At 66.0% G+C, this 18,032-nt stretch carries 19 protein-coding genes and 1 pseudogene; 11 read left to right on the top strand and 9 right to left on the bottom strand.

Annotation, left to right across the window (positions count from 1 at the left end; genetic code table 11):
• Window positions 1-50: 50 nt before the first annotated feature.
• The 6 genes from V8J55_RS08050 to V8J55_RS08075 form a co-directional block, all read right to left on the bottom strand.
• Window positions 51-623 carry a urate hydroxylase PuuD gene (locus tag V8J55_RS08050; RefSeq protein ID WP_037513626.1) on the bottom strand — a complete coding sequence of 191 codons (573 nt, stop codon included), beginning with the start codon at window positions 621-623 and terminating at the stop codon, window positions 51-53.
• Window positions 624-704: 81 nt separating this feature from the next.
• A complete protein-coding gene (locus V8J55_RS08055) occupies window positions 705-1,394 on the bottom strand; it encodes an inner membrane-spanning protein YciB (protein ID WP_336445115.1) in 690 nt (229 codons plus the stop codon).
• On the bottom strand, window positions 1,391-2,317 hold the full coding sequence (ftsY, locus tag V8J55_RS08060; protein ID WP_037513628.1) for a signal recognition particle-docking protein FtsY: 927 nt from the start codon (window positions 2,315-2,317) through the stop codon (window positions 1,391-1,393). The genes V8J55_RS08055 and ftsY overlap by 4 nt, the downstream gene beginning before the upstream one ends.
• Window positions 2,314-3,648 (bottom strand): MiaB/RimO family radical SAM methylthiotransferase, encoded by a 1,335-nt coding sequence (locus V8J55_RS08065; RefSeq protein WP_336445116.1) that lies wholly within the window; start codon window positions 3,646-3,648, stop codon window positions 2,314-2,316. Before V8J55_RS08065 ends, ftsY begins: the two co-directional genes overlap by 4 nt.
• Window positions 3,645-4,451: a diaminopimelate epimerase gene (dapF, locus tag V8J55_RS08070; protein ID WP_037513630.1), complete on the bottom strand. Its 807-nt coding sequence runs from the start codon at window positions 4,449-4,451 to the stop codon at window positions 3,645-3,647. The genes V8J55_RS08065 and dapF overlap by 4 nt, the downstream gene beginning before the upstream one ends.
• Before the next feature lie 51 nt (window positions 4,452-4,502).
• A complete protein-coding gene (locus tag V8J55_RS08075) occupies window positions 4,503-6,134 on the bottom strand; it encodes a putative bifunctional diguanylate cyclase/phosphodiesterase (RefSeq protein WP_336445117.1) in 1,632 nt (543 codons plus the stop codon).
• A gap of 270 nt (window positions 6,135-6,404) precedes the next feature.
• On the opposite strand from V8J55_RS08075, the gene ffh reads away from it, so the two are divergent.
• The 4 genes and pseudogenes from ffh to V8J55_RS08095 all read left to right on the top strand — a co-directional run bounded on the left by ffh (window position 6,405) and on the right by V8J55_RS08095 (window position 10,615).
• Window positions 6,405-7,853: a signal recognition particle protein gene (gene ffh, locus V8J55_RS08080; RefSeq protein WP_336445118.1), complete on the top strand. Its 1,449-nt coding sequence runs from the start codon at window positions 6,405-6,407 to the stop codon at window positions 7,851-7,853.
• 40 nt (window positions 7,854-7,893) lie between these two features.
• A pseudogene (gene rpsP, locus V8J55_RS08085) lies at window positions 7,894-8,331 on the top strand (30S ribosomal protein S16); the annotation flags it as partial.
• 213 nt (window positions 8,332-8,544) lie between these two features.
• A complete protein-coding gene (rimM, locus tag V8J55_RS08090) occupies window positions 8,545-9,039 on the top strand; it encodes a ribosome maturation factor RimM (RefSeq protein ID WP_037513634.1) in 495 nt (164 codons plus the stop codon).
• A gap of 58 nt (window positions 9,040-9,097) precedes the next feature.
• Window positions 9,098-10,615, top strand: coding sequence for a serine hydrolase domain-containing protein (locus tag V8J55_RS08095; protein ID WP_336445119.1), 1,518 nt, complete (start codon window positions 9,098-9,100; stop codon window positions 10,613-10,615).
• A gap of 81 nt (window positions 10,616-10,696) precedes the next feature.
• Here V8J55_RS08095 and V8J55_RS08100 read toward each other — a convergent pair whose 3' ends face one another.
• Entirely contained in the window at window positions 10,697-10,897 is a 201-nt protein-coding gene (locus V8J55_RS08100) for a hypothetical protein (RefSeq protein ID WP_037513636.1), read from the bottom strand.
• 101 nt (window positions 10,898-10,998) lie between these two features.
• Between V8J55_RS08100 and V8J55_RS08105 the strand changes: the two genes are divergently transcribed.
• Window positions 10,999-11,922 carry a LysR substrate-binding domain-containing protein gene (locus tag V8J55_RS08105; RefSeq protein ID WP_336445120.1) on the top strand — a complete coding sequence of 308 codons (924 nt, stop codon included), beginning with the start codon at window positions 10,999-11,001 and terminating at the stop codon, window positions 11,920-11,922.
• Window positions 11,923-12,085: 163 nt separating this feature from the next.
• Window positions 12,086-12,289 carry a hypothetical protein gene (locus tag V8J55_RS08110; RefSeq protein WP_336445121.1) on the top strand — a complete coding sequence of 68 codons (204 nt, stop codon included), beginning with the start codon at window positions 12,086-12,088 and terminating at the stop codon, window positions 12,287-12,289.
• 7 nt (window positions 12,290-12,296) lie between these two features.
• On the opposite strand, the gene V8J55_RS08115 is transcribed toward V8J55_RS08110, so the two are convergent.
• Window positions 12,297-12,881, bottom strand: coding sequence for a bifunctional transcriptional activator/DNA repair enzyme AdaA (locus tag V8J55_RS08115; RefSeq protein WP_336445122.1), 585 nt, complete (start codon window positions 12,879-12,881; stop codon window positions 12,297-12,299).
• A gap of 125 nt (window positions 12,882-13,006) precedes the next feature.
• On the opposite strand from V8J55_RS08115, the gene V8J55_RS08120 reads away from it, so the two are divergent.
• Entirely contained in the window at window positions 13,007-13,417 is a 411-nt protein-coding gene (locus V8J55_RS08120) for an SRPBCC family protein (RefSeq protein WP_336445123.1), read from the top strand.
• A 38-nt stretch (window positions 13,418-13,455) separates the two neighbouring features.
• Window positions 13,456-14,166 carry a tRNA (guanosine(37)-N1)-methyltransferase TrmD gene (gene trmD, locus V8J55_RS08125; protein ID WP_336445124.1) on the top strand — a complete coding sequence of 237 codons (711 nt, stop codon included), beginning with the start codon at window positions 13,456-13,458 and terminating at the stop codon, window positions 14,164-14,166.
• Here the strand turns inward: trmD and V8J55_RS08130 are convergent.
• Window positions 14,136-15,509 (bottom strand): sulfatase-like hydrolase/transferase, encoded by a 1,374-nt coding sequence (locus tag V8J55_RS08130; RefSeq protein WP_336445125.1) that lies wholly within the window; start codon window positions 15,507-15,509, stop codon window positions 14,136-14,138. The genes trmD and V8J55_RS08130 overlap by 31 nt on opposite strands.
• 333 nt (window positions 15,510-15,842) lie before the next feature.
• On the opposite strand from V8J55_RS08130, the gene rplS reads away from it, so the two are divergent.
• From rplS to V8J55_RS08145, 3 genes are all read left to right on the top strand, one after another.
• Window positions 15,843-16,220: a 50S ribosomal protein L19 gene (rplS, locus tag V8J55_RS08135; RefSeq protein WP_037513643.1), complete on the top strand. Its 378-nt coding sequence runs from the start codon at window positions 15,843-15,845 to the stop codon at window positions 16,218-16,220.
• Window positions 16,221-16,318: 98 nt separating this feature from the next.
• The gene (locus tag V8J55_RS08140) at window positions 16,319-16,930 is read left to right on the top strand and encodes a DUF1287 domain-containing protein (protein ID WP_336445126.1); all 612 of its coding nucleotides are present in this window, start codon (window positions 16,319-16,321) and stop codon (window positions 16,928-16,930) included.
• A gap of 47 nt (window positions 16,931-16,977) precedes the next feature.
• Window positions 16,978-18,003 carry an aspartate-semialdehyde dehydrogenase gene (locus V8J55_RS08145; protein ID WP_336445127.1) on the top strand — a complete coding sequence of 342 codons (1,026 nt, stop codon included), beginning with the start codon at window positions 16,978-16,980 and terminating at the stop codon, window positions 18,001-18,003.
• Window positions 18,004-18,032 lie beyond the last annotated feature (29 nt).

Genomic DNA, 18,032 nt, shown 5'->3' on the forward strand with positions numbered 1-18,032 from the left:
GGGCGCTCCGGTTTCCCGAAGCGCCCTTTCGTCAAGCGTCGCCAGTCGGCTTAGCTGAAGTTCACCATCGCATAGAGCATCGGGATCGACAGCAAAGTGTTGGTCCGCGAAAAGATCATCGCGGTCTTCGCGGCCTTCGCCTTGGTCGCATCGTCTGCCTCGACGATACCCAGTGCCTTTTTCTGGTTCGGCCAGATCAGGAACCACACGTTGAACGCCATGATGAGCCCCAGCCACATGCCGACGCCGATCAGCTTGTACGGGTCCTGAAGGCCCAGCGCGGGCGCCAGATATTTGGCGTGGCCCGCGATCGCGAGGCCGAGCAGCACGGTGACGAGCGCCGCCCAGCGGAACCAGAACAGCGCGGCGGGCGCGATATGCTTGCCGACGGCGGGTTTCAGTTCGGCCGGGATCTTCGGCATCGTCGGAATCTGGACGAAGTTGAAATAGTAGAGCAGGCCGATCCACAGCACGCCGAAGAAGGTGTGCAGCCAGCGCATGATAGCATTGCCCGCGGCGACCCCGTCCTCGAAATTCTGGCCATTGAGGCACAGCATCAGGACGATCGCGAGCACGAGGCCCGCGCCGAGCACGGCGTGCAGGTTTCCGAAAAATTTATCCATGGCAGTTCCCCCTGTTTATCGCGGCGCCGCGTGCGACCCGGAGCCGGTGACGCAGCTATGCCAGCGCGGCGGGGAAATGCATCAACTTTTGTCGGTTCCGGCCTCTTCGGGAACGGCGAGGCCGTTCTTCAGCATCACCGGGACCTGGCTGAAAGTGAAGAGGAAGGAGAGGGCGGTGACGCCCCAGACCTTGATCGTCAGCCACAGGTCGAAGCTCATCTGCTTCGTCTGGATCAGCTCGTACATTACATGGTTGGCGATACCGAGCGCGGCAAAGAAAATCCCCCAGTTGCGCGACAGCAGCAGCCAGCCGCGGTCGGTGAGCCCCTCGAGCGCCGATTGCAGCAGATATTTGAGCATCGGCTTCTTGAACCAGTAACCGCCGAGCAGCAGCGCCGCGAAAGCGCCATAGATGATCGTCGGCTTCATCACGATGAAGCGCTCGTCGTGGAACCAGATGGTCAGCGCGCCGAAGCCGAGGACGAGGATGCTCGACATCCACAGCATCGGCGAAATCTTGCCGAGCTTCCATTTCGACACGACCATCGCGACGACGATCGCGACCATGAAGGCGACGGTGCCCTTGATCGCCGCGGTCGTCGCCGCGAATGCGCCTTCGCCTCCGGAAGAGAATTTATAGGCGAGGAAGAAGACCAGCAAAGGCCCGAAATCGATCACGAAGTTGAGCCAGCCATGTTTCGCCGGCGGGGGAGCCGGGACCGCCTCGGGGCCACCCGGCAGCTGGTCGATCTGGTCGAGCTGATCGCTCATCGGATATTTCCTGCAATAATTCCCGCGATCTCGTCGGCATCGAACGGGCGAAGGTCGTCGATGGTTTCACCGATCCCGATCGCGTGGATCGGAAGCCCGTGGCGCTCGGCGGCGGAGACGAGCACGCCGCCGCGCGCGGTGCCGTCGAGCTTGGTCATCACGAGGCCGGTGACGCCCGCGACCTCGCGGAACACGTCGATCTGCGACAGCGCATTCTGCCCCGTCGTCGCGTCGAGCACGAGCACGACATCGTGCGGCGCGGCGGGGTTGAGGCGGCCGAGCACGCGCTTGATCTTGGCGAGCTCGTCCATCAGCTCGCGCTTGTTCTGGAGGCGCCCGGCGGTGTCGACGATCAGCACGTCGATGCCGGTCGCGGTCGCCTGTTTGACCGCATCGAACACGATGCCGGCGCTGTCGCCGCCCTCGGGCCCCGCCATGATCGGCACGCCGAGCCGTTCGGCCCAGACCTTGAGCTGGCCGATCGCGGCGGCGCGGAAGGTGTCGCCCGCGACGAGCATCACGCCATAATCCTGTTCCTGGAACAGGTGCGCGAGCTTGGCGATCGTCGTCGTCTTGCCCGACCCGTTGACCCCGATCACGAGGATGACCTGCGGGCGCGGAAAGGCGTCGATGTCGAGCGGTTCGGCGACGGGGCGCAGCACGGCCGCAATCTCTTCGGCGACGACCTTGCGCAATTCCTCGGTGCCGTTCGCGGCGATGTCGCGGCGCTCGGCGAGGCGGCTCCGGATGCGCTCGGCCATCGCGGGACCAAGGTCGGCGGTGATCAGCGCCTCCTCGATGCGGTCGAGATCATCCTCGTCGAGCCGCGCCTTGCCGGTCAGTCCGGCGAGATTTTCGCCGAGCCGTTCCGACGTGCGGCGAAATCCGCCGAGCAGCCGTTCGCTCCAGCTTTGGCCGGTCATGCCGCGATATCCTTTGCTTGCGTGGGGATGGCGATCATCCGGTCGCCGTCGCGTGCGGTCAGGCGCACGTCAATGATGGTGCCGGGCGCCGCGGGTGCGGTCAGCGCCACGGCGGCGAAATTTTCGGCATGGCCGCTGACGCTGTCGCGCTCGACGAGCATCGATACGGTGCGGCCGACCTGTGTATCGAGCCAGTCCTGACGTCGCCGCGCATTGGCCTCGCGCAGGATCGCCGCGCGCTCGCGTGCGATCGTGCGCCCGACCTGCGGCATCCGCGCGGCGGGCGTCCCGGCGCGCGGGCTGTACGGAAAGATATGCCCGAAGACGATGTCGCAATCGTCGATCAGCGCCAGCGAGTTCGCGAACATCGCGTCATCCTCGGTCGGAAAGCCCGCGATCAGGTCGGCGCCGATCGCGATCTCGGCGCGCGCGGCCTTCAATCGCTCGATCAGGCGCACCGCGTCGGCGCGGCGATGGCGGCGCTTCATGCGCGTCAGCACCATATCGTCGCCGGCCTGCAGCGACAGATGGACATGCGGCATCACGCGCACCTCCTGCGTGAGCAGGGCGAATAGCGCGTCGTCGATCCGGTCCGGGTCGAGCGACGAGAGGCGGAGGCGCTCGACCGGCAGCGCCAGCAACGCCTCGACCAGCGCGGCCAATGTCGTGCCGCTGTCGTCGCCATAGCTGGCGAGGTCGACCCCGGTCAGGATGATTTCGCGCTGCCCGCGGTCGAGTGCGGTTTGCGCGGAGGCAACCACGGCATCGACGCTCGCCGACCGCGCCGTGCCGCGCGCGAGCACCGTCGCGCAAAAGGTGCAGCTGTGCGAGCAGCCTGTCTGGACGCCAAGGAACGCGCGGGCATGGTCGGCGCCGGAGAGGGCGGGGGCATAGGAACGAGAAGCGTGCCCCTGCGAAGGCAGGGGCCCATCTCCCGCCGGTTCGAGTTGGAGCCCACCGGAGATGGGTCGTGTCGGGAGGCACGTGACTCCCGACACCCTTCGCGGGGACGCGGCGTTTTGATAGCTCTCAGCCAAACCCTTCGCATCATTGGACACCACCCGCGCGCCCATCGCCTGGAATGCATCTCGCTCCAGCTCCGCCGCGCATCCGGTGACCACGACCTCGGCGCCCGGCCGCTCGCGCAGCGCGCGCCGCACCGCCTGCCGCGCCTGCCGCACCGCCTCGTCGGTCACCGCGCAGCTGTTGAAGACGATCGTATCGCGCACGCCCGCGGCGCGCACGGCCGCGCGAACCCCTTCGCCCTCGGCGATGTTCAGCCGGCAACCGAAATTGACGACCTCTTGCCGGTCGACGAGGGAAGCGCTCATCCGAACTGCGCCCAGTCGGTCTCGCCCTCATAGACGCGCGTCGCGGCGCCGCTCATCACGATCGGCTCGCCGGGCGCCCAGCGGATGACGAGGTCGCCGCCGGGCAGCGACACCGTCACCGGCGACTGGACGAGTCCCGCGCGGATCGCGGCAACCGCGGTCGCGCACGCGCCGGTGCCGCACGCCTGCGTCAGCCCGACGCCGCGTTCCCAGACGCGCAGTTGCAGCTGGTTCTCGCCGTCGAGGCTCGCGACATTGACGTTGACGCGTTCGGGAAACAGCGGGTCGGTCTCGATCCGCGGGCCGAGTTCGTCGAGCGCGACGGCGTCGGCCTCGGGCACAAAGAAAACGATGTGCGGATTGCCGACATTGACCCCGGCGCCATGCTCCAGCTCGTCCCACGCGACGGGCATGTCGCGCGTGTCCATCGGCATCGCGAGCGGGATATGCTCCCAGTCGAATTCGGGTTCGCCCAGCACGACCTCGGCACCGCCGTCGGCAGGGGTGACGCGCAGCATGCCGCCCAGCGTCTCGATCACCGCGGGCTTGCCGATCAGCGTCGCGACGCAGCGCGTCGCATTGCCGCACGCCTCGACCTCGCCGCCGTCGGCGTTGAAGATGCGCATTTTCACGTCCGCGCTGGCCGAGGGTTCGAGCAGGATCAGCTGGTCGCACCCGATGCCGTGACGGCGGTCGGCGATCGCATGCGCGCGCGCCGGCGTCATTTCGACGCCATGCTCGCGCGCGTCGATCACGACAAAGTCGTTGCCGAGGCCGTGCATCTTGGTGAAGCGGTCTGCCATAGTCCGCGCATGTAAGGGCGCGCGGGCGCGAAGTCTAGCGATGCGGCGGGATCAGGCCGTCTTGCGCAGCGGCGCGTCCTCGCTGGCGTCGGGGCCGGCGGGCGGCGCCATCGGCGTGCGCAGCAGGCCGCGGTCGGCGAGCAGCCGTTCGGTGTCGGCCGCTGACGCGGCGCGGCCGAAATACCAACCCTGCCCCTTTGAACAGCCGAGGCGTGTCAGTTCGATCGCGGTCGCCTCATCCTCGACGCCCTCGGCGGTGATCGGCATGGCGAGGCTTTCGCCGAGCCGCACGATCGCGACGACGATCGCCTGTGCATCGGGACTGCCGCGCATCGCGGCGACGAAACTGCGGTCGATCTTGATCCGGTCGAACGGCAGCGCGCGCAGGTGCGACAGCGAACTATAGCCGGTGCCGAAATCGTCGAGGCTCAAGGACACGCCCTGATTCTTGAGGCTGGTGACGATCGATCGCACCAGCGGCAGATTCTCGAACAAAGAGCTTTCGGTGATCTCGACCTCGAGCTGCGCGGCCGGGAATCCGACCTCGACGAGCAGCTTGGTGAGCTTCTGGCTGAACCACGGGTCTTTCAGCTGCTGCGGCGAGATGTTGACCGCGAGCATGATCGTCGGATCCCAGCGCTTGGCGACCTCCATCGCCTCGCGGATCACCTGCAGCGACAATTCGCCGATCAGTCCGCTTTCCTCGGCGACCGGGATGAAGCGTTCGGGCGGGATCATGCCATATTCGGGCGATTCCCACCGCATCAGCATTTCGAAGCCGATCAGGCGCCCGCTGGCGATGTCGACCTGCGGTTCGAAATGCGGGACGAATTCGCCGCGCGGCATGCCGTCGCGGATGCCGGTTTCAATCTGGTTGCGGACCTGTACCGCCATCTCCATCCCGGCCTCGAACCAGCAGAAGCGGTTCCGGCCCTCGTCCTTGCAATGATACATCGCGATGTCGGCCTGGCGGACCATGGTTTCCATCGTGACGCTGGCATCGCTGGCGAGCGAGATGCCGAGCGACGCGCCGACCCGGATCTGCTGCGCGTCGTGCGTGACGCTATTGTCGAGCGCCATGACGAGTTCGGCGGCGAGTGCATCGACGTCGGCGCGCGCCGCGGGTTCGAACACCAGCATCGCGACGAATTCGTCGCCGCCGAGCCGCGCCTTGGTGGCGTTGGGCGGCAACACGGCCGAGATGCGCTCGGCGGCGACCTGCAGCACGCGGTCGCCCGCGGCATGGCCGTGGATGTCGTTGACGGTCTTGAAATGGTCGAGATCGAGCAGGAACAACGCGACCTGACGCTTTTCGGCGATCGCACTCGCGATCTGGCGCTGCCCCGTCGCGAGCAGCGCCCGGCGATTGAGGAAGCCCGTCAGCGGGTCGGTGTCGGCGAGGTAGCGCGCGCGCTGCTCGGCCTCGGTACGCTCGAGGATTTCGCGATTGAGATCCTTGTAGCGGCGCCAGCCGAACAGGATCAGCGCGACATTGAGAATCACCGCCGTCGCCAGCGCGCGGTCGGGGCCGCCGCCGATGCCGATCAGCGCGCGAACGGCCGCCTGCATCACATTGCTGCCCGTCCCCACGAACAACAGGATCGCGGCGACGACGATGCCGCCGGCTATGATGTCGCGTTTGGCGCCCTCGCTGCGGTCGAATGGCTTCGGCGTCGATGTCATATGAATTTGTCCCACCCTTATGGGCTCTATGGGGGCAAAGCGGTGAAATTTGGGTTAAGTGCGCCGCCGACGCGTCGTTCACGCGCGCATGGCCACCGCGACTTGCCTTTGACGCCGCTTTTGCGTAAAGGCCGCCGCGTCCACGCGCATTTTGCGTTCGGGCATATCGACATCCGCGACGGAAACACTGTCCACGGATACCGCTGGTTGGCGAGGTTTCGCTCACCGGCGTGTTTTGCGTTGCGGGCGTTGTAGGCAAGGATTTTGGCTGTGTTCGATAGTCTGAGCAATCGGCTTGGCGATGTTTTCGGGAAGCTCCGCGGCCGCGGCGCGCTGACCGAGGCCGACGTGCGCGCGGCGATGCGCGAAGTGCGAATCGCCCTGCTTGAGGCCGACGTCGCGCTGCCCGTCGTGCGCAGCTTCGTCGACCAGGTCACCGAACTCGCGATCGGCCAGAATGTCCTGCGCTCGGTCACGCCGGGGCAGCAGGTCGTCAAGATCGTCAGCGACGCGCTGACCGAAATGCTCGGCTCCGAAACCGCCGAGCTCGAAATCGCCGTCACCCCGCCCGCCGTCATTATGATGGTCGGTCTGCAGGGCTCGGGTAAAACGACGACCACCGCGAAGATCGCGAAGCGGCTCAAGGAAAAAGAGCGCAAGAAGGTGCTGATGGCGTCGCTCGACGTCAATCGCCCCGCCGCGCAGGAACAGCTCGCCGTCCTCGGTCAGCAGATCGACGTCGCGACCCTGCCGATCGTCGCGGGGCAGCAGCCGGTCGAAATCGCGCAGCGCGCGCTGCAGGCCGCGAAGCTCCAGGGCTATGACGTCCTGATGCTCGACACAGCGGGCCGTCTCCACGTCGACCAGCAATTGATGGACGAGATGCAGGCGGTGTCGCGTACGGCGAACCCCGCCGAAACCTTGCTCGTCGTCGACAGCCTGACGGGTCAGGACGCGGTGCAGGTCGCGCAGCGCTTCACCGATCAGGTGCCGCTCACCGGCGTTGTGCTTACCCGCATGGACGGCGACGCGCGCGGCGGTGCCGCGCTCTCGATGCGCGCCGTCACCGGCAAGCCGATCAAATTCGCGGGCACGGGCGAAAAGCTCGACGGGCTCGAACTCTTCCAGCCGTCGCGCATCGCGGGCCGCATCCTCGGCATGGGCGACGTTGTCAGCCTCGTCGAGCGTGCCGCCGAGACGATCCAGGCCGAAGAGGCCGAGGCGATGGCGGCGAAGATGGCCAAGGGCATCTTCGACCTCAACGACCTCCGCACGCAATTGAACCAGATGCGCCGCATGGGCGGCCTCGGCGCGCTCGCGGGCATGATCCCCGGGATCAAGAAGGCGCAGGCGCAGATGGCGGCGGGCGCTGCCGACGACAAGATGCTCATCCACTTCGACGCGATCATGGGCTCGATGACTCCGAAAGAGCGCGCGAAGCCCGAAATCCTGACCGCGAAGCGCAAGATCCGCATCGCCAACGGGTCGGGCACAACGGTGCAGCAGGTCAACAAGGTGCTGAAGATGCACCAGGAAATGGCCAGCGCGATGAAGAAGATCCGCAAGATGGGCGGGCTCAAGGGGCTCGGCGCGCTGTTCGGCAAGGGCGGCGGCATTCCCGGAATGGGCGGCATGGGCGGCGGCGGTGGTCTCCCCGGCCTTGGCGGGGGCGGATCGATCCCGCCCGAGCTCGCTAATCTGATGAATAAAAAGAAATAATCGACCCGACTTTAAACGTTAAACTCTGAAGGAAAATATCATGGCAACCTCCATTCGCCTCGCACGCGGCGGTTCGAAAAAGCGTCCTTACTACAAGATCGTCGTCGCCGATTCGCGCAGCCCGCGCGACGGCCGCTTCATCGAGCGTATCGGCAGCTACAACCCGCTGCTCGCCAAGGACAATCCCGAGCGCGTGAAGCTCGACGCCGACCGTGCGAAGCATTGGGTTTCGGTTGGCGCGCAGCCGACCGACCGCGTCGCCCGCTTCCTCGACGCTGCGGGCGTCCTCGAGCGCGCTGCCCGCAACAACCCGAACAAGGGTGTTCCCGGCGAAAAGGCCAAGGAACGCGCCGAAGAAAAGGCCCAGAAGCTGGCTGACGCCGAAGAAGCCGCAGCCGCAGCTGCCGCCGCTCCGGCCCCGGAACCCGAAGTCGAAGCTCCGGCTGAAGAAGCTGCCGCTCCCGAAGCCGCTGAATCGGATGCAACCGGTTCGGTGAAGAGCGAAGAAACCGCCGAAGCCGTTGCCGAAGCCGTCGCCGACGAAACCCCGGCTGACGCGACCGCCGAAGACGCGACCGCGATCGCCGAAGAAGTCGCCGAAGGCGGCCCGGTTGCCGAAGCCGAAGAAGCTCCGGCCGCTGAAGAAGCGCCCGCTGCTGAAGCTGGCGAAGAAAAGGCCGAAGGCTAAGTCTTGGCCGACGCGTCGCGCCCCGTCACCCTCGCCGCCATCGCCGGCGCGCACGGGGTGCGGGGCGAGGTGCGTCTCAAATTATTTGGCGAAGGCGCGGAGTCTCTCCGCGCCTTTTCCGTTTTCGACGCGGGCGACCGCAAGCTTACGTTGAAATCGGTGCGCCCCGCCAATCAGGGCGCGGTCGCGACCTTTGCCGAAATCACCGACCGCAGCGGCGCCGAAGCGCTGCGCGGCACCGTGCTCACCGTCCCGCGCTCGGCGCTGCCGCCCCTGGGCGAGGGCGAATATTACCACCACGACCTGCTCGGCCTGCCGTGCGTGTCGACCGATGGCACGGCGATCGGCCATGTCGCCGCGATCGACAATTTCGGCGCGGGCGACATCCTCGAAATCGAAAAGCCCGACCGCAAGCGCTTCATGGTGCCGATGACCGCACAGGCGGTGCCGGCATGGACCGACGAGGTCGTGACCGTGAACGCGGCGTTCGTCGAATAGCCGATTGTCCTGACCCGCCAGTCTGATAGCCCCGTCGCAAATGACCGGGGAGATTGTCATGCGCTGGAAATCGGGTTTCGCTTTTGCTCTCATGCTTACAGGCGCGGTTCCCGCCACGGCGCAGGAAACGGCCCCCAAAACCCTCGACCAACTCGCCCCCGAAATCGACGCGCTTTTCGCCAAATTTCAGGCCGAACAGCATGTTCCGGGCGTCGTCTATGGCGTCGTCAAAGACGGCAAGCTCGCCTACGTGAAGGGCCTCGGCGTCCAGAATATCACCGACAAAGGTGCGGTGACCCCCGACAGCCTGTTCCGCATCGCCTCGATGACCAAGGCGTTCACCGCGCTCTCGATCCTGAAGCTGCGCGACGACGGCAAGCTCCGCCTCGACGACCTTGCCGAACAATATGTGCCCGAGATGAAGGGCTGGACCTATCCGACCAAGGACAGTCCGCGCATCCGCATTCGCGACCTGCTCCAGCATGTCGGCGGCTTCGTCACCGACGATCCGTGGGGCGACCGCCAGCAGGTGCTGCCGCAGGAGGATTTTACCCGGATGATCGCGGCGGGGGTGCCGTTCAGCCGCGTGCCGCAGAGCCAACATGAATATTCAAACTTCGGCTATGCCTTGCTCGGCCGGATCGTCGCCAATGCTTCGGGCATGCCGTACACGGCCTATGTCCAGCGGACGATCCTGACCCCGCTCGGCATGACGAGCAGCGGCTTCGACGCGCCGAAAGCCCCGAAAGCGCGCTACGCGCTCGGCTATCGCTGGGAAAACGATCGCTGGGCCGCCGAGCCCGAGATGGTCGACGGCGCATTCAACGCGATGGGCGGGTTGCAGGTCAGCGCGAACGACTATGCCAAATGGGTTGCCTTCCTGCTCTCCGCCTGGCCCGCGCGCGACGATGCCGACACCGGGCCGGTCAAGCGCGCAACGGTGCGCGAAATGGCGCAGGGGCTGAACTTCACCGCGGTGGTCAATCGGACCGGCACGAGCGGCGCCGCCGCGTGCAAGCTGTCGAGCGCCTACGGCATGGGCTGGCGCGTCGCGCAGGATTGCGACCTCGGCCTGACGCTCGCGCACGGCGGCGGTTATCCGGGTTATGGCAGCCATGTCATGCTGATGCCCGATCACGGCATCGGGGTCTTCGCGCTGTCGAACCGCACCTATGCCGGACCGTCAGGCCCCGCGTGGGACACCGCGGTCGCTATGGACAAGGCAGGGCTGCTCGAAACGCGCGCGGTGCCGGTGTCACCGGCGGTGGCGGACGCCTATGCGGCGGCCAGGGCGGCTTATGCTGCCGGCGACCTCGGCCCGCTGCAGGGCAAGCTCGCGATGAACTTCCTGCTCGACCGCTCGGCGGATAATTGGAAGGCCGAATTTACGAAGCTGAAGGCCGAGGTGGGGGCGTGCCCGACCGACGAACCGCTCGCGCCGACCGGCGCGATGTCGACCGCCTTCCGCCTTAACTGCGCGAAGGGCAAACTCGACGGGCAATTGCTGCTCGCGCCGACGGCGCCCGTCACGATCCAGGCACTGCGGTTCCGCGTCGTGCCGCCCGAGGCGCGCTGATGTCGACGGGGTGAGGCCTTAGCAAGGGACGGCCCCACCCCGTTTCGCCCTGGACCTTTGAGAGGGGAGGGCAGGGGAAATTTATCGCACCCGGCGCGGGCGGATGCCGCAGCGCGCGGCGGCGCGGGTGAAGACGCTGTCTTCGCCGGGCGCGCTCGGCAGGGCGATCCATTCGCCGAGGCGGCGGAACGGGGTCGCGAGCCAGTGGAGGCCGCGGGCGATATCGGCGCTGAAATGATCATGACCGTCATTCCAAACGCGCATGAACTGCTCGTCTTTCATCGTTCATCTCCTTTCGCTTGATGTTGCCTAGATGCACCTCTCGGCATCGCTCCGCCAACAAAAGGCGTAGACCATATTATAAGCTGAGCTTATAAGGTGGCATGTCCCGCCTGCCGCCCCTCGCCGCCGTGCGCACCTTCGAAGCCGCTGGCCGTTTGCAGAATTTCTCGCGCGCCGCCGAGGAGCTGGGGTTGACGCAGGCCGCAGTCAGTTATCAAATCCGCCAATTGGAGGACCGACTCGGCCGCGCGCTCTTCGTGCGGGAGAAAGGCCGCGTGCGCCTCTCCGAAACCGGGCAGCGGCTGCTCCCCGCGATCAGCAACGCCTTCGCGACGATGGGCGACGCCTTCGCCGCGCTCGGCAGCGACGAGGCGGACGTGTTGACGATCAACGCCGCGACCAGCTTCGGCGGCACTTGGCTCAGCGCGCGCATCGGCAGCTTCCAGCTCCAATATCCCGAACTCGCGGTGCGCATGGCGATGAGCAACGATCTGATCGACTTCGATGCTTCGAACGTCGACGTCGCGATCCGCATCGGCAAGGGGGTGTGGCCCGGGCTGCGTGCCGATTTCCTGATGCGCCAATATCTCGCGCCGATCGCTTCGCCGGCCTTTATCGAAGAACATGACATTCGCGAGCCCGCCGACCTGCTCCGCGTCCAGCGGCTCGCGCCGAACGACAGCTGGTGGGCCGAATGGTTCGCCTTGGCCGGCGTGGCGAGGCCGCCGGCGTCGACCCGGCGCGGGATCGAACTCGACAGCCAGTTGCAGGAAGGCAGCGCGGTACAGGCGGGCTTCGGCGTCGCGATGATGACCCCGCTCTATTGGCAGGGCGAGCTCGCGAGCGGGCGGCTGGTCCAGCCCTTCGACACGCTCTATGTTTCGGCCTCGTCGGGCATGTGGCTCGTCCACCGCGACAACCGTGTCGGCGTGCGCAAGATCGAGCGCTTCCGCGAATGGCTGCACGCCGAAATCGACAAGGATCGCCACCTGCTGTCCGACGCGCTATTGAAGCCGCCGTCATGATCTTCGCCGACCAGTGGGACCGAGGACGCGTCAAGGAGTCGGGGCAATCGAGATTTCTGTCGAACTAGCCAGCATCAGGGGGCCTGTCCTGCTGACCTTCTGGGCCGCTGCCCTGCTTGTCGTAACATCGGTCTTGTTTCGTTTGAGCGAGCGGCGATATCGGATGGCACGGTCCCTCGTGGCCGTTGTCGCGACGATTTTTGTCGTCCTTGTGCCGCTGGCACTATTCAAGCCCGACAATAGCACGGCCATCCATTGGGATCGCCTCGCGCTGGTCATCGGTGGCGCATTCGCCGTTTCATGGACCATGTGCCAAATTCTTGCCCGCAAAAGCAGAAGTCACGCTGTCGGCAAATTGTTCGATTGAATTTGTTTTACCGCCTCGCGCGGCGCTTCAACATGCTTGGCGCGCGGCGATAGACCTGCTGGAACGCGGCGTTGAACGACCGCACGCTGCCAAAGCCTGCCGCCAGCGCGATGTCGGTCATGCCCAGGTCGGTGGTATCGATCAGTCGCTTCGCGCGCTGGATGCGCGCCGTGCGCGCGGCGGCCAGCGGTGTGGTGTCGAGATGGCGGCGGAACAGCCGCGTCAGGTGGCGGGCGCCGATGCCGAGCCGCCCGGCCAGCGCCTCGACGTCTGCCTGATCGAGCGCACCCTCCTCGATCAGCCGCAGCGCGCGATCGACGGTCGCGCGGGTGCCGTTCCACGCCGGCGAGCGCGGTGCCGTCTCCGGCCGGCAGCGAAGGCAGGGGCGAAAGCCCGCGCGCTCGGCCGCCGCGGCGCTGCGATAATAGCTGACGTTGCGCGAGAGCGGCTGGCGCACCGGGCAGACCGGACGGCAATAGATGCCGGTCGATTTGACCGCGATGAAGATAATTCCGTCATAGGCCGGATCGCGCGCATAGCGCACCCGTTCGCACAGCGCGAAATCGAGGTCGGGTTCGTCGGGCGGCGTCATGCGCTCTTTATACGGGAATCGGCCGCGCTTGTCCGGGGGTGTCGGTGACCGCGTCCGATTCCTGCCAGCGATGGTGCGGCGGCGCCGCTATCATCGGCGGCATAGCCAGAGCAGGAGCAAGCCCGATGGCCTCGATCCACCACGAAATCTTCATTGCCGCCGACCCCGACACGATCTGGGACGCCGCGCGCGACGTCGGCCGGCTCCACGACCGGCTCGTCCCCGGGTTCGTCGCCGCTACCGAAATGCTCGAAGGCGACGGCGCGCCGGTACGCCGCGTCACCTTTGCGAACGGCGCGGTGGCCGACGAAACGATCGTCTCGGTCGACGATGACCGCCGCCGCCTCGTCTGGGCGATCAAGGCGTTCGATCATCATAATGGCGTGCTCGAAGTCGCCGGGGCCGAAGGTGGCGCGCGGGTGCGCTGGACCGCCGACCTCCTGCCCGACGCGCTCGCGCAGCAAGTCGCACCGATGATGGCGCAGGGGCTGGCGCGCATGAAGGCGCATATGGAACGCGTGCGCGTCGACAGCTGACGCTTGCCAAGCGGGGTCGGTGGGCGGCATGGGGATATATGCCCTTCAACGCCGTCCCCCTGACGCTTTACCCCGACATGTTCCCCGGCCCGCTGGGGCACAGCATGGCGGGGCGCGCGCTCGAAAGCGGGACCTGGCACTGCGCGCCGGTGCAGATCCGCGATTTCGCGACCGACAAGCATCGCACCGTCGACGATACGCCCGCGGGCGGCGGCGCGGGCATGGTGCTCAAGGCCGATGTGCTGGGCGCGGCGATCGACCATGCGGTGGCGGCGCATCCAGGCCTTCCGATCCTCGCGATGACCCCGCGCGGCACCCCGATCACGCAGGCGCGCGTGCGCCAGCTTTCGGCCGGCCCCGGCGCGATCATCCTCTGCGGCCGCTTCGAGGGATTCGACGAACGCATCTTCGACGCAAGGCCGATCGAAGAGGTGTCGATGGGCGACATCATCCTGTCGGGCGGCGAGATGGGGGCGCTGTTGCTGCTCGACGCTTGCATTCGGCTGCTTCCCGGCGTCATGGGCGCCTCCGCCAGCGGCGACGATGAATCGTTCGAGCAAGGCCTGCTCGAATATCCGCACTATACCCGGCCGGTCAGCTGGGAAGGGCGCGATATTCCCGACGTGCTGCGGTCGGGCGATCACAAGAAGATCGCGGCGTGGCGCCGGGAGCAGGCCGAAAGCGATACGAAGGCGCGGCGCCCCGATCTGTGGGCCGCCTATTCTGCCGGACGCTCCGGCGGCCGATAGCGCAGCAGCACCCAAGGCACCTTCGTGCTGTCGAACATCATCCGGCTTTTCTGCTGGGTGAAGGGCGGCATATGATCGCCGACGATCAATATGTCGGTCGGCGGGAAATCGGGCCGGCTTGCCATCGTGGCGAGCGCAGCCGCAGTGTCGTCCCAGATCGCGAAGAGGCGGCAGACCGGCGGATAGTCTCCGTCGAGCATAGGGCCGAGCTGGCGGCAATTCTCGGTGCGCAACTGGGCGTTGGCGACCACCGGCAGGTGCGAATTGAGCGTCAGCCAGTAAATGAACTGCGGCTGCTTCGCCGCGGCGAGGTCGCGGCCGATCAGGCGCGGGATGTCGCGGTCGCACGCGCCGGGAAAGACATTCGGGCAATGCCCCGCGCCCTGCGCCTCGATCGCGTCGCGAAAACTCATCCGCTCGAACCCGATGAGCGGGTACCATCGGTCGCGGTCGAAGAATGTCGGGGAAAAGCCGTGATAGGCATGCGTCCCATATCCGCGCCGTGCGAGCGTCGCGGGCAGGCAATCGGGCTCGGCCGCGACGATCTCCCTATAATCGCCCCAACGCTGGCACAGCTCGCGAATCTCGCCCTTGGTCGTCGAATTGTAAAAGGTCGTGCTGCCCTGGCTGATCTCGAAACGCTCGGCGAGTTCGGGGCGCGTCCAGATGGCGTCGAGCCGTGTGCGCAGCGCGGGCTCGGTGGGCAGCCCCATCGCCTCGACCACGACGATCATCACATGCCTTTTGCCATCGGCGAGCTTCAGAAAGCCGGTCTGCTGCGTCGCCGAGGTGAAGGGGGCGTCGGCGGGCGCCAGGCGGTTATAGGCGGTGGACCCGTCGCGCGCCCGTACATAGTCGGCGGTTGCCAGCGTATAGGTCAGCGCCGCGGCGGCGGCCATCCATTGCAGTCCGCGCAGATTGTTCGGCCGGCGAAGCTGCCGCGCGGCGATCGCCAGCACGAGGATCAGCAGCGCCCCGCCGACCATATATTCGGGCGAGGCGGCGGGGCGGAGGTCGAGCACCAGCGCGATAACCGACAAGATCATGCTGACGTGCATGTTGAACATGCTCGCGATGAAAACGAGCGTCAGATAGGTGAGGAGGCCGAAAAAGGCCGAAAGGCGGATCCAGTATCCGAACCAGCTCGCGACGAAGCCGACCGCGGCGCACAGCCAGATTTCAGGCGCGCGCATCGGTCCGCCCATGATGGTGATCGGCAGGAAGGGCAGGTTGGGCAGCAGCATCCAGCACAGCGCCCAGTTGAGGAACGCCGCCAGCCCGGCGCCGTCGGCGGGCGCAAAAGCGCGGCTCGCGAGCGGCTTTATGGCGGTCATCTGCAGCATCGGGGCCCTCCGCTGCCGTCCATGGCGGATTTTGGTTAATGGCCGTTTAAATCCGCCGCGCTGGTTTCCTGCCGAGACCCTTGCATTTCGTACCTTTCCGGCGTAGTGGCCGCGGCTTCGAGTGGAACCGGGCGAATCGCATTGCTTGCGCGCGCCCGTCGTCCGCTTATCCCCGACCGGTCATCCGGACGGGGCGCAGGGTTCCCGAAGTGCTGCGATCGGGGGACTTTGCCGACAGATACGGTTACGCAGGCCGGACCTTTGGGAGCGTCATGTCGATGCTCGGGACCGACCTGCCTCTGGCGCGCGGCGAAAAGAAAAGGACTAGAGGACATGAACCTCATCCAGACGATCGAAGCCGAAGAAATCGCCAAAGCGGCGAAGACCATTCCGACCTTCCGTCCCGGCGACACGCTGAAAGTCGGCGTGAAGGTGGTCGAAGGCGAACGCACCCGCGTCCAGAATTTCGAAGGCGTGTGCATCGCACGCTCGAACAAGGGCATGGGCTCCAACTTCACCGTGCGCAAAATGTCGTTCGGCGAAGGTGTCGAGCGCGTGTTCCCGCTCTATTCGCCCAACATCGACTCGATTACCGTCATCCGCAAGGGTGCCGTGCGTCGTGCGAAGCTTTACTATCTTCGTGGCCGCACTGGTAAATCGGCGCGTATTGCGGAGCGCCGCGAATACCGGTCGGAAGCCGGCGAAGGCTAAGGAGAGCTTCTCCTCTACAAAGCCGAAACAGCTTTCAAAAACGACCGGTTCCGCCAACAGGCAGAGCCGGTCGTTTTCTTTTGGGCAAAGCGAATTTCATGCATCAGTCCGTCCTCCCGTTCCAGCCGACGCGGCGCGCCTTCCTTGGCGCGGTGCTCGCATTCGGCGTGTCGGGCGAAGCGACGGCGCTCACCAATGCGCAGCGCGTCGTGGCGGCGGCGCGGCGGCAGGTTGGTGTCACGCTGTCCTATGACCCGGCCTACACCGTGCTTCGCTTTCCGAACGGCGATGTCGACCGCGCGAAGGGCGTTTGCACCGACGTCGTGATCCGCGCGTTTCGCGATGCGCTCGGCCAGGACCTCCAGGCCCTTGTAAACGCCGACATGAAAGCCAATTTTGCGGCCTATCCCAAAAACTGGGGGCTCGGCCGCCCCGACCGCAATATCGACCATCGCCGTGTGCCCAACCTCGCGACCTATTGGCGGCGGCAGGGCGCATCCTTACCCGTCACAACCAATCCCGCCGACTGGCGCCCGGGCGACATCTTCACCGCGATGGTGAACGGCAAGTTGCCGCACACCGGCATCGTGTCCGACCGCAAGGATACGACCGGCGTGCCGCTCGTCCTCCACAATATCGGTGGCGGCACGCGCGAGGAGGATGCGCTGTTCGACCATAAGCTGACCGGCCATTTCCGCTGGAAAGTCTGAATTATCGTAACGTTTTCAACCAAGTTCTTGCCTTGAGGAGTGAGTAAATGGGTTATCGTATCGTAGTCGCCGGAGCCACGGGCAATGTCGGGCGCGAAGTGCTCGCCATTCTCGCCGAGCGCGAATTTCCCTACGACGAACTGGCGGCGGTCGCATCGTCGCGCAGCCAGGGCGACGAGATCGAAATCGGCGATACCGGTAAAACCGTGAAGTGCCAGAATATCGAGAATTTCGACTGGGCCGGCTGGGACATGGCGATTTTCGCGATCGGCAGCGACGCGACCGCAATCCACGCGCCCAAGGCCGCCGCGGCGGGCTGCGTCGTGATCGATAACAGCTCGCTTTACCGCATGGACCCCGACGTGCCGCTGATCGTGCCCGAGGTGAACCCCGACGCGATCGACGGCTATACCAAGCGCAACATCATCGCGAACCCGAACTGCTCGACCGCGCAGATGGTCGTCGCGCTGAAGCCGCTGCACGACGCCGCCAAGATCAAGCGCGTCGTCGTCTCGACCTATCAGTCGGTGTCGGGCGCGGGCAAGGCGGGCATGGACGAGCTCTGGAACCAGACGCGCCAGATCTTCGTCGGCGACGAAAAGGACGTGCAGAAGTTCACCAAGCAGATCGCCTTCAACGTCATCCCGCACATCGACAAGTTCCTCGACGACGGCTCGACCAAGGAAGAGTGGAAGATGGTCGTCGAAACGAAGAAGATCCTCGATCCCAAGATCAAGGTCACCGCGACCTGCGTCCGCGTGCCGGTGTTTGTCGGCCACTCCGAGGCGATCAACATCGAGATGGAGGATGAACTGTCGGCCGAGGACGCGCAGCGCATCCTCCGCGAAGCGCCCGGCGTCGTGCTCCACGACAAGCGCGAGGACGGCGGCTACATCACCCCCGTCGAATGCGTCGGCGATTTCGCGACCTTCGTGTCGCGCGTGCGCGAAGACCCGACGGTCGAAAACGGCCTCAACCTCTGGTGCGTCAGTGATAACCTCCGCAAGGGCGCGGCGCTGAACGCAGTGCAGATCGCCGAACTGCTCGGCCGCCGCCACCTCAAGAAGGGCTGAATCCAGATCCTCCCTGTCGCGCAGCGATG

It is taken from the genome of Sphingopyxis sp. CCNWLW2 (assembly GCF_037095755.1).
Lineage (GTDB): Bacteria > Pseudomonadota > Alphaproteobacteria > Sphingomonadales > Sphingomonadaceae > Sphingopyxis.